Raw genomic sequence first — 10,069 nt, 5'->3', positions numbered from 1 at the left:
CGGTCCGTCGAAGACATCGCCAAACTGGTGCGTGACACTCTGGGTGACTCAACCATCGAACTTGAATACACACCCACGGACGACAACCGCTCGTATCACGTCAACTCGGACAAGATCAAACGGGTGCTCGGTTTCGAGCCGGAGTTCAACATAGAGGACGCCATTCTCAGCATCGCCCACGCCTATAAAGCCGGCAAGATACGCGACCCGTTCAAGAACACGCTTTATTCGAACATCAGGCGGATGCAGGAACTCAAAGTGAAATGAACCACCTGATCCATCCGTGCGAGCGTGGTCGGTCGGGCGCCTGATATGGTCATCGGGATCGATTTCGACAACACGATCGTCAGTTATGATGAGTTGTTTCACCGGTTGGCAGCGGAGCGAGGTCTGATTCCAGCGGGGCTCCCGCGTCAAAAAACAGCGGTGCGCGATCAGCTTCGGCAGTCCGGCCAGGAGGACATTTGGACGGAATTGCAAGGCGACGTTTACGGGAAGCGCATGGGGGAGGCACCGGCCTTTCCGGGCGTCATCGAGTTTTTCGCCCGGGCCCAACGGGCGGGCCCGCCACTCTACATCATCAGTCACAAAACCAAGCATCCGGTGGTTGGACCTCCCCACGATCTGCATCGGGCCGCCCGCAGCTGGCTGGAGACGCACGGCTTCTTTGATGCGCAATCCATCGGCTTTTCCCCGGCCAGCGTTTTCTTTGAAATGACGCGGCAGGACAAACTCAACCGGATCGCCGGACTTGGTTGCACGCATTTTATCGACGACTTGGAGGAAACCTTCCGCGAGGAATCGTTTCCCGCAAACGTCGAGAAAATCCTTTTTTCAACCCATCCCCTGCGCACGGTTCCGCCCGGCGCAAAGGTGATGAGGTCCTGGCGGGAAATTGAGGCCTATGTCTTTGCCAATGCCAGATAACGAGCTCCTCGAATCAATTCGTGCCACGGCATCGGGGTTGCTGGGTGCCGATGTTGTTGCCCTCGTTCCCATCGGCGGTGGACGCAACAGCCAGGTGTTTCGCGTGGAGGATTCGCGATCCCGCCGGTTCGCGCTGAAATTTTACTTCCGTCACGGCGCCGACAACCGCGACCGCCTGGGGACCGAGTATTCGGCATTCGCGTTTCTCCGGCGGAAGGGAATTCAACAAGTGCCCGAGCCGATCGCCTCGGATCCCGCCAGGGGTTGCGCAATTTACCAATTCGTCGAGGGCGGGCGGGTAATCGAAACCGGCGTTCAGGACAGGGACGTTCAAGCGTCGTCGGAGTTTTTGGGCCGGTTGCGCGATCTGGCTCTGAATCAGGAGAGCCGTGGATTTGGTCCGGCATCGGAAGCTTGCTTTTCAGGTAAAACAATAGAGGAAAGCATTTCCAAACGGCGCGAGCGGCTGGCCAAGATCGAGGGTGGCGCTGGGGCTGTCGCTGCGGCGAATTCCTTCCTGGCGCGGCAACTGGTGCCGGCAACAGAACAAATGCTCGGTTGGAGCCGGGAGAGATTTCGAGCCTCCGGCCTTGACTGGGACCGTGAGGTGGACACATCCGAAAGAACGTTGAGCCCCTCTGATTTCGGTTTTCATAACGCGCTGCGTCGCCCTGATGGCACGATCGTTTTTTTGGACTTCGAATACTTCGGATGGGACGACCCGGCAAAAATGATTTCAGACTTCCTTCTGCACCCCGCGATGGATTTGTCTTTTGAGCAGAGACGCCTGTTTTTTGCCGCCATCCTCGGACGCTTTTCAGGAAACCGAAGTCTGACCGGACGCGTTGAAGCTGTCTATCCGCTCTTTGGCCTCAAGTGGTGCTTCATCCTGTTGAACGAGTTTCTCTCGGACGAGTTCAAGCGGCGCGAGTTCGCGGGCGGGGCGGAGCTTGACCGCGACGCCCTGCAAATGAAACAATTGTCGAAAGCAAAACGAATGCTAACGCGGATACGCAACGAATATGAGCGGTTCCCCTATTCTGGCTAAGGCGCCGCCCATCAACACCACTCTGCTGGATCGCCGTTCAAAGGAGATCCGTCGCAAGATTGTGCGCATGATCGAAGCCGGCGGCCGCGGCCACGTCGGCTCGGCGTTCTCGCTCGTGGAAATGCTCCGGGTGCTTTACGACGACATTTTGAAATACGACCCGGCCAACCCGCGCTGGCGCGAACGCGACCGTTTTGTTCTGAGCAAGGGGCACGGCTGCCTCGCATTGTACGTTCTGCTGGCCGAGAAGGGATTTTTTCCGGAGGCGGAGTTGTGGAAGTTCTGCAAGAGCGACGGTATCCTTGGCGGCCACCCGGAGTTCGGCAAAGTGCCCGGCATCGAAGCCTCCACCGGCAGCCTGGGTCACGGGCTTTCCTTTGGCGTCGGATTTGCCTTGAACGCGCGCCACGACCAGGCGAGCCATCGCATTTTCGTCGTTTGCAGTGATGGCGAATCGAATGAAGGCTCCCTCTGGGAGGCGGCGTTGTGCGCAGCGAAACACAAGCTCAACAACCTGACGGTCCTGGTGGACTACAATAAACAGCAATCCTACAGCACGACCTATGAAGTGCTGGACATGGAGCCCTTCGCTGACAAATGGCGCGCCTTTGGTTTTGCGGTCGAGGAAGTCGATGGTCACAATATTGAGGAGTTGCGGGCGGCCCTGAGGCGAGTGCCGCTGGATTCGCAGAAGCCCGGCGCGATCATTTGCCATACGATTAAAGGCAAGGGCGTCAGTTTCGTGGAGAATAATTTGAACTGGCACCACAAAAACAAGGTTGCGCCGGACGAAGTCAAGGCCTTGCTGGCAGAACTGGAGACGGACTGATGCGCAAGACCTGCCTCGACATGGTTTACGAACTCGCGCGGAAGGACCGGCGTGTGTTTTTTATCGGCTCTGATCTGGGAATCGGCACCCTGAAGCAATTCAAGGCTGAGATGCCGGACCGCTTTTTCATGGAAGGCGTGAGCGAGGCCAACATCATCGGCATCGCCGCCGGCCTCGCGCTCGAAGGAAAGATCGTTTACATCAACACCATCGCCACGTTTTTGACGCGCCGCTGTTTCGAACAGGTTGCGCTCGACCTTTGCCTTCATAACGCGAATGTGCGGCTTATTGGCAGCGGCGGCGGGATGGTCTATGCGCCGCTGGGTCCGACGCACGAGGCCATAGACGACATCGCCATATTTCGCGCGTTGCCACGCATGACGATTGTCGCGCCGGCGGACGCCGACGAAATGCGGCGGTTGATGCCTTTGACCGTCGATTATTCGGGGCCGATTTATGTCCGGCTCGGCAAAGGGGGCGATCCCATCGTCACCAATGATCGAACGCCGTTCCAGATTGGCAAAACCATTCCGATGCGAGACGGCTCGGACGCGTTGATTGTCTCGACCGGCGTGATGCTGAAACCCGCGCTCGACGCGGCGGAAGCTCTCGGCAAAGAAGGAATCGAAGCCGCGGTACTGCACATGCCGACCATCAAACCGTTTGACACAGAAGCGGTGATTGAACGGGCATCGAGGGCGCACGCCGTTGTGACGTTGGAAGAACACAATATTATCGGCGGACTGGGAAGCGCCGTGGCCGAAGCAATCGCCGAGGCGAATTTCGACGCGCCAAAACGGTTCAAACGGATCGGTTTGCCGGATGTTTTTCCCGACAAATACGGTTCGCAGGCCGGTCTGATGGCGCGCTACGGGCTGACGGCCGAGCGGATCGTTGAAATCGTGCAATCACTGATGCAGCCTGCGAACGCGAAATAAAATTACGCGCGGCAATTATGGGCAGACTGTTGAACATCGTCACTCCGTTGCACAAAGCAACGAAGAGGGATTATCTCGCGCGCATGGTGGACGACAAGGTCAACTGCATGCTCAAGGCCAAAGAGTATGAGTTCGACTATTGGGACGGGGACCGGCGCTTCGGTTATGGCGGTTACAAATACCTCCCCGGACGGTGGAAACCTGTCGCCCGGGCGCTGATTGACATTTACGGACTCAGGTCAGGTTCGCGCGTTCTGGATGTCGGCTGCGGCAAGGCGTTTCTTCTGTATGAAATGCAATTGATCGAGCCGGGGCTGGAGCTGGTCGGCTTTGATATTTCCAAACACGGCCTGGCGTCGAAGCACGCGGATTTCAAAGGTACACTGTTCCGTCACCGCGCGCAGGAGCGTTATCAGTGGACCGATAAGCATTTTGACCTCGTCATTTCGCTTGGTTGTCTGCACAACCTGAAAGTGTTCGAGTTGCAAACCGCTGTCAGCGAAATCGAGCGCGTTGGCAAAAACAAGTACCTCATGGTCGAGAGTTATCGCAATGAGCAGGAACTGTTCAATCTTGAGTGCTGGGCATTGACGGCCGAGGCATTCTTCGACACGCGGGCGTGGATCTGGCTCTACGATCACTTTGGTTACACCGGCGATTATGAGTTCATCTTTTTCGAGTGACGTTCCATGAAAGCCCGCGCTGCGATCCTTGAAACGCTCAACCGGCCGCTGGTCGTGGACGAAGTCGAGTTTCCGGCGCTTGACGTGGGGCAGGTTCTGGTCGAGGTGGGGGCGAGCGGCATTTGCGGAGCGCAACTCAACGAGATCCAGGGTATCAAAGGGGAGGATAAGTTTCTCCCGCATCTGCTCGGGCATGAAGGTGGCGGCGTGGTTCTTGAAACGGGTCCCGGAGTGGCGCAGGTGAAGAAGGGGGATCACGTGGTTATGCACTGGCGTAAGGGTGCTGGGATCCAGTCGAAAACGCCCCAATACCGATGGAATGGTCGCACGGTCAATGCGGGCTGGGTCACAACGTTCAACGAACGCGCGATCGTTTCGGAAAACCGCCTGACGCGCATCGGACAGGACGTTTCATTTGAAATCGCCGCCTTGATGGGATGCGCCGTCACGACAGCGCTCGGTCTCATCAACAATCTGGCGCAGCTCAAGATTGGCCAGTCGATTGCCGTGCTCGGGTGTGGTGGCGTGGGATTGAATGTGGTCCAGGGCGCGGCAATGGTTGCGGCCGACCCGATCATCGCGATCGATATTCACGACCACAAACTGGACCTGGCGCGGTCGTTCGGCGCGACACATCTCATCAACACAACACGTTCCGATCTGCGCGACGAAGTGCGAAAAATTGTCGGCAGGGCGGGCGTGGATGTCTTCGTGGAGAACACCGGTCTGGTGAATCTGATCGAGGCCGCTTACGAACTGACCGGCGCCAGGGGCCGCACGATTCTCGTCGGCGTCCCCCGGCACGATCAGGACATCACCATTCATTCACTTCCGCTTCACTTCGGCAAGGTCCTGACCGGTTGCGAAGGTGGAAGCTCCGATCCCAACGTGGACATTCCCCGCTATTTGAACCTCTACGCGAAGGGCAAACTCGATCTCGACCGGCTTATCACGCACCGGCACCCGCTGTCCGGAATCAACCGCGCTCTGGACGAGTTCCGTTCCGGACTGGTTGGCCGCTGTGTGATCACGATGTCGAACTGAGCGCGGCCGGGCGGAGCGGATTCACGTCCACGGTTTTTTTATCTGGAAACTGGCGAATGCAAATCGAACGAAGATCAGACGAAGTGTTTTACGCGGAAGGCGAGGTCATTGCATTGGCGGCTCCTGATCTCGACTTCCTGAAATCTCAAACCAGGTGCAATCCACGCAAGCGGGCGCGCCTCTGCACGCACACGGGTGTGGGAGACCTCTTGCACGAGATGATCATCGTCAATCTGCGCGACACCTATGTCCGCCCGCACAAAAACACGAACAAACCCAAGTCTTTTCAGATAATCGAAGGGATGATGGACGTCGTCGTGTTTGATGACGCGGGCGAAGTGCGGTCGGTCACGCGTCTCGGTCCATACGGCGCGGGCCTTCCTTATTATTTTCGCCTGCACAAGACCCGTTATCACACGTTGCGGACAATTTCCGATGTTGTGGTATTTCAGGAGACGACCATCGGTCCGTTTCAACCGGGCGACACTGTGTTTGCGCCGTGGGCGCCGGCGGACGAAAAACGTGAAGAGTGCGCGCGATTCCTCGAGGGGATCGATCTCGCCTCCAGTCGGATGATGGCTGCGGAACCGGCGCCATCCACCGGAAACATTGCTTCCTGATGAAGCCCTCCTTTTTCACCCGAAACACATGCCGTCTTTGCGACTCTGGTGAATTGTTGCCGGGGCTGGCCCTGCAATCGACTCCGATCGGGGACGATTACATCGCGGCAGATCGCCTGGGCGCCCCGACGGAGTTGTTCAATCTCGACTTGTACCTGTGTTCGAAATGCGGGCAGGTTCAGCTGCGAGATGTTGTTTCCCCGGAACTTCTTTACGCGAGCTTTCCCTACGTCACCTCGGTGTCAGTGGGACTGCCCGAGCACTTCCGACGGTTCGCCGAAGCGGTCATGCGAAAACATGAAATCGCGCAAGAATCCCTCGTGGTGGAAATCGGCAGCAACGAGGGTCCGATGCTTCGGGCGTTTCAGGAGCGAGGGTGCCGCGTGCTCGGTGTCGAACCGGCGACGGCAATTGCCCAGGCCGCCTCGAAGGCGGGAGTACCGACGATGGCGAAATACTTCACGCCGCAGGTCGCCGGGGAAATTGTGCAGGCGCACGGCCGCGCGACGGTGATTGCGGCCAACAATGTGCTGGCGAACATCGACGACCTTTCCGACGTCGCGCGGGGCGTCAATGTTCTCCTGTCGCCGGACGGCATCCTGGTAATGGAGACTTCCTACTGGGGTGATGTTGTCAAAAACGGCCTGATCGACACGATCTATCACGAACACCTGTCTTACTTCTCCGTTTGTCCTTTGAAAGCGTTCTTTTCCCGGCATGGATTGGAATTGATAGATGTCGAGTGGAACTCCAATAAGGGAGGTTCGATCCGGCTGACGGTGCAGCGCGCGGGCGGGCCGCGGCGTGTCAATTCTTCCGTCGCGGAACAAATGGCCTTGGAGCGCCGCGAAGGGATTCACGGCCGCAACGCCTTGGAGGCGTGCCGCCGTCGGCTTGATTCACTCACCCGCGAGATTCAGGAGATGGCCGGCAGTTTCAAGAAACCCGGTCGGTCGATCGCCGGCTACGGCGCCTCGGTCGGGACAACGACCATGATTTACGAATTTCGTCTGGGCTCGGTGTTGGACTACCTGCTGGACGACAACCCGAGAAAACATGGCAAACACAGCCCCGGCTTTCACATCCCTTGCGTTCCTTCCAGCCAGCTTGAGGAGCGCAAGCCGGATGGAGTCGTTGTGTTCGCGTGGCGTTACTTCGACCAGATTCGGAAGAAACACCCCGGATTTGAAAAGGCAGGAGGACGTTTTGTGATTCCACTGCCCGAACTCAAAATCATTTGAGCAGGGCTTCGTGGGCTCCCTTTTGGAATTTCAAAAGTGTTTGACGTTCGGAGGCCCTTCACCATGATTGGCGCTTCGATTTTTCGGCCTGAGTTTGAAAAGTTCACGAGTAATGGATCCTGTCGTCGCCAATAGTCTCCAAAACCGGCATGTCCTGGTCGTAGGCGGGACGCGGGGTATTGGCAGAGCGTTCACGCTGCTGGCCGTGGAGATGGGCGCCAGAGTTTCCGTCATATCGCGAACAGCTCCATCTCCACCTCTGAAGCCCGCCGTGCGAGCTTATCAGGCGGACGTGACTGAATCCAAATCTGTCGAGTCCGCGATCTCTCGTGTCGTAGCGGACCAGGGCAAATTCCACGGGTTGGCGTTGTTTCAGCGCCATCGCGGAAAGGAAAACGCCTGGATGGGCAATCTCAGCGCCACGCTGACCGCCACCAAGGAGGTCGTTGAAAAAAGCGCGGCGCATTTTGACACCGCGCAGGATGCGTCAATCGTCGTCATGGCTTCCAGCGCCTCGCGTTTTGTGGCGGACGAGCAGGACGAAGGATATCACGCGGCGAAGGCGGGCGTGATGGGTCTGGTCCGCTATCTTGCGTTCAAGCTCGGCCCGAAAGGCATCCGCGTCAACGCGGTCTCGCCTGGCACGCTCCTGAAGGAGGAATCGAAGAAGCATTTTCTGGAAAACCGCGGGCTCCATCAGATGTACGAGCGGATCACTCCGCTACGCCGCATGGGAACAGCGGAGGAGGTCGCCCGGGTCGTGGCGTTTCTTCTCAGTCCGGCTTCTTCCTTTGTTACCGGACAGGAAATCTGGGTGGACGGCGGCGTCGGTCTCCACTGGCAGGAATCAATGGCCCGGGCCTGGCTCGACCGTCCGCCGACCGCATGAGAATTCCCTTTGTCGATTTTTATTCCGCGCACGGAATCATCCCGACACGGCAGGACATTTCGGATCTCCGTCGGCACGTCGAACGGCGTTGCTCGCTTTACTGCCACCTGGGCCTGCCGCCGGGAACGTTTCGCGGCGCGAACGTGCTCGAATTCGGACCTGGCAGCGGGCACAACGCCGTCGTTACCGGCCTGCTCGGGCCACGGCGTTATCTCCTGGTGGACGGCAACCCGCCCAGCCTGAAAAGCACGAACAAGCTTTTGAAACAATACTGTCCGGATCTGAAATTCGCGCTCCGGCATTCTTCCATCGCAAGTTTTCGGTCCGGGGAAAAATTCGACATCGTCCTGTGTGAAGCGGTCATTCCCACGCAAAAAAAACCTGCCGCATTCCTGCGGCACGTCGCCGGCTTTGTGCGTCCGGGAGGCGTCCTCGTCATCACCTGTATGGATGCCATTTCGCTCCTGCCGGAGATGCTCCGGCGCTGGCTGGCGTGGGACCTGGTGAAGGAGTGTCCGGAGTTCGACGCCAAAGTTGCCCGGCTCGCGGATTTTTTCCGGACGGACCTGGCCGCGCTGCCGGGCATGTCCCGCCGGCCGGAGGACTGGGTGATTGATCAGATTCTACATCCGTGGACGGGGCCGCTGTTTTCGATCCCCGAGGCGGTTACGGCGCTTGGCGACAGCGCGATGATCCTGGGAAGCTCGCCCCGATTTCTGATCGACTGGCGGTGGTATAAAAACATCTTCGGGCGGCAATGCGCGGACAATTCTTTTGCGATGAACGCTTATTACGAACTGGGACTCAATTTGATGGATTGCAGGGTTCGACTGCCTCAAGACAGCCAGGGCGTCGTCCGGCGGGTCGAGTCGCTGTCACAGGAAATCTATGAAGGAATATTCGCGCGAGAACGAGGAACCGCCCGGTTCTCATCCCGGCAGTTGCTTGCACTTTTGAAACCGCTGGCGAACGCACTGCGGACGCACAGTCCCGTCACGCACCGTTCGGTGAAATCTTTTATCTCGTATCTCCAGTCGGACACGAGGAATGGGAAAGCGCTGCGGGAGTTCCGGAAATGGTGGGGACGCGGGCAGCAGTACCTCGGCTTCGTCATGCGATAGGGAACAACGGACGAAGCCGCCGGCCATCCGGAGCCTCTACAACAATTCAACATGAAATCAGCTTTGATCATCGGTGGCGGTTTTGCCGGCTGCGCGGCTGCGCACCAACTTGCCCTGCAGGGCGGGTGGGACGTGACCTTGGTGGAATCGGCGCCCTTCCTGGGAGCGGGCGTGCGGACCAAGTGGTACGGCGGGCATCCCTACACCTTCGGGCCGCGGCATTTTCTCACCCGGGACGAGCGCCTGTTCGATTTTCTAAACCGGTATGTGCCGCTCCGCCGTTTGAAACACGTTTTCCTTACCTACGTCGAGCAGGATGGACAGTTCTATAACTTTCCGATTCACAAAGATGACATCGAGCGGATGCCGGACCGGGACCGGATCAGGCAGGAACTGTCCGAAATCAAATCGGGAGAATCGGCCGGCAATGTGGAGGACTATTGGCTCGGGTCGGTCGGGCCGACGCTCTACGAAAAGTTTGCCAAACACTACAATCACAAGATGTGGCAGATTGACGACAACCGCCTGCTGGATGATGCGGTCCCGGCCTGGACGTCCAAGGGGGCCTTGATTTATGAGGGGCCGCGGGAAGGCTTCCACGATGCGATCTCCGCGTACCCGTATGCGCCGAACGGTTATGATGATTACTTCGGGATCGCCACGGCGAAAGCGCGCGTCCTGCTCTCCACCGCGATCGAAGAGTACGACATTCCCCGGAAACGGATTCGA

General features: G+C 58.2%; 12 protein-coding genes. All 12 read left to right on the top strand.

The features are described 5' to 3' along the window. Window positions 1-267 (top strand): SDR family NAD-dependent epimerase/dehydratase (locus tag VN887_13465; protein HXT41014.1); only part of this gene is annotated, 267 nt, incomplete at its 5' end. Window positions 268-312: 45 nt separating this feature from the next. Next, a complete protein-coding gene (locus VN887_13460) occupies window positions 313-927 on the top strand; it encodes a haloacid dehalogenase-like hydrolase (protein ID HXT41013.1) in 615 nt (204 codons plus the stop codon). After that, a complete protein-coding gene (locus tag VN887_13455; GenBank protein ID HXT41012.1) occupies window positions 917-1,975 on the top strand; it encodes a phosphotransferase in 1,059 nt (352 codons plus the stop codon). Before VN887_13460 ends, VN887_13455 begins: the two co-directional genes overlap by 11 nt. 25 nt (window positions 1,976-2,000) lie before the next feature. Beyond that, window positions 2,001-2,804 carry a transketolase gene (locus VN887_13450; GenBank protein ID HXT41011.1) on the top strand — a complete coding sequence of 268 codons (804 nt, stop codon included), beginning with the start codon at window positions 2,001-2,003 and terminating at the stop codon, window positions 2,802-2,804. Then, window positions 2,804-3,742 (top strand): transketolase C-terminal domain-containing protein, encoded by a 939-nt coding sequence (locus VN887_13445; GenBank protein ID HXT41010.1) that lies wholly within the window; start codon window positions 2,804-2,806, stop codon window positions 3,740-3,742. The genes VN887_13450 and VN887_13445 overlap by 1 nt, the downstream gene beginning before the upstream one ends. A 17-nt stretch (window positions 3,743-3,759) precedes the next feature. Further along, window positions 3,760-4,425, top strand: coding sequence for a methyltransferase domain-containing protein (locus VN887_13440; protein HXT41009.1), 666 nt, complete (start codon window positions 3,760-3,762; stop codon window positions 4,423-4,425). A gap of 6 nt (window positions 4,426-4,431) precedes the next feature. Beyond that, window positions 4,432-5,469: a zinc-binding dehydrogenase gene (locus tag VN887_13435; GenBank protein HXT41008.1), complete on the top strand. Its 1,038-nt coding sequence runs from the start codon at window positions 4,432-4,434 to the stop codon at window positions 5,467-5,469. 56 nt (window positions 5,470-5,525) lie between these two features. Beyond that, window positions 5,526-6,089 carry a WbuC family cupin fold metalloprotein gene (locus tag VN887_13430; GenBank protein ID HXT41007.1) on the top strand — a complete coding sequence of 188 codons (564 nt, stop codon included), beginning with the start codon at window positions 5,526-5,528 and terminating at the stop codon, window positions 6,087-6,089. Continuing rightward, on the top strand, window positions 6,089-7,330 hold the full coding sequence (locus VN887_13425) for a class I SAM-dependent methyltransferase (GenBank protein HXT41006.1): 1,242 nt from the start codon (window positions 6,089-6,091) through the stop codon (window positions 7,328-7,330). The genes VN887_13430 and VN887_13425 overlap by 1 nt, the downstream gene beginning before the upstream one ends. Before the next feature lie 112 nt (window positions 7,331-7,442). After that, window positions 7,443-8,219: an SDR family oxidoreductase gene (locus tag VN887_13420; GenBank protein HXT41005.1), complete on the top strand. Its 777-nt coding sequence runs from the start codon at window positions 7,443-7,445 to the stop codon at window positions 8,217-8,219. Beyond that, on the top strand, window positions 8,216-9,340 hold the full coding sequence (locus tag VN887_13415; GenBank protein ID HXT41004.1) for a class I SAM-dependent methyltransferase: 1,125 nt from the start codon (window positions 8,216-8,218) through the stop codon (window positions 9,338-9,340). The genes VN887_13420 and VN887_13415 overlap by 4 nt, the downstream gene beginning before the upstream one ends. A gap of 51 nt (window positions 9,341-9,391) precedes the next feature. Further along, the coding region (locus tag VN887_13410) for an FAD-dependent oxidoreductase (protein HXT41003.1) at window positions 9,392-10,069 on the top strand (678 nt) is incomplete at its 3' end.

It is taken from the genome of Candidatus Angelobacter sp., assembly GCA_035607015.1.
Lineage (GTDB): Bacteria > Verrucomicrobiota > Verrucomicrobiia > Limisphaerales > AV2 > AV2.
The sequence above is the reverse complement of the archived record's forward strand: the minus strand, read 5'-3'. Positions and strand labels throughout refer to the sequence as shown.

Bases quoted from the DNA above. Each gene is read 5' to 3' on its own strand.
- VN887_13460 (HXT41013.1), top strand. From the start codon at position 313: ATGGTCATCGGGATCGATTTCGACAACACGATCGTCAGTTATGATGAG.
- VN887_13455 (HXT41012.1), top strand. From the start codon at position 917: ATGCCAGATAACGAGCTCCTCGAATCAATTCGTGCCACGGCATCGGGG.
- VN887_13445 (HXT41010.1), top strand. From the start codon at position 2,804: ATGCGCAAGACCTGCCTCGACATGGTTTACGAACTCGCGCGGAAGGAC.
- VN887_13440 (HXT41009.1), top strand. From the start codon at position 3,760: ATGGGCAGACTGTTGAACATCGTCACTCCGTTGCACAAAGCAACGAAG.
- VN887_13435 (HXT41008.1), top strand. From the start codon at position 4,432: ATGAAAGCCCGCGCTGCGATCCTTGAAACGCTCAACCGGCCGCTGGTC.
- VN887_13430 (HXT41007.1), top strand. From the start codon at position 5,526: ATGCAAATCGAACGAAGATCAGACGAAGTGTTTTACGCGGAAGGCGAG.
- VN887_13425 (HXT41006.1), top strand. From the start codon at position 6,089: ATGAAGCCCTCCTTTTTCACCCGAAACACATGCCGTCTTTGCGACTCT.
- VN887_13420 (HXT41005.1), top strand. From the start codon at position 7,443: ATGGATCCTGTCGTCGCCAATAGTCTCCAAAACCGGCATGTCCTGGTC.
- VN887_13415 (HXT41004.1), top strand. From the start codon at position 8,216: ATGAGAATTCCCTTTGTCGATTTTTATTCCGCGCACGGAATCATCCCG.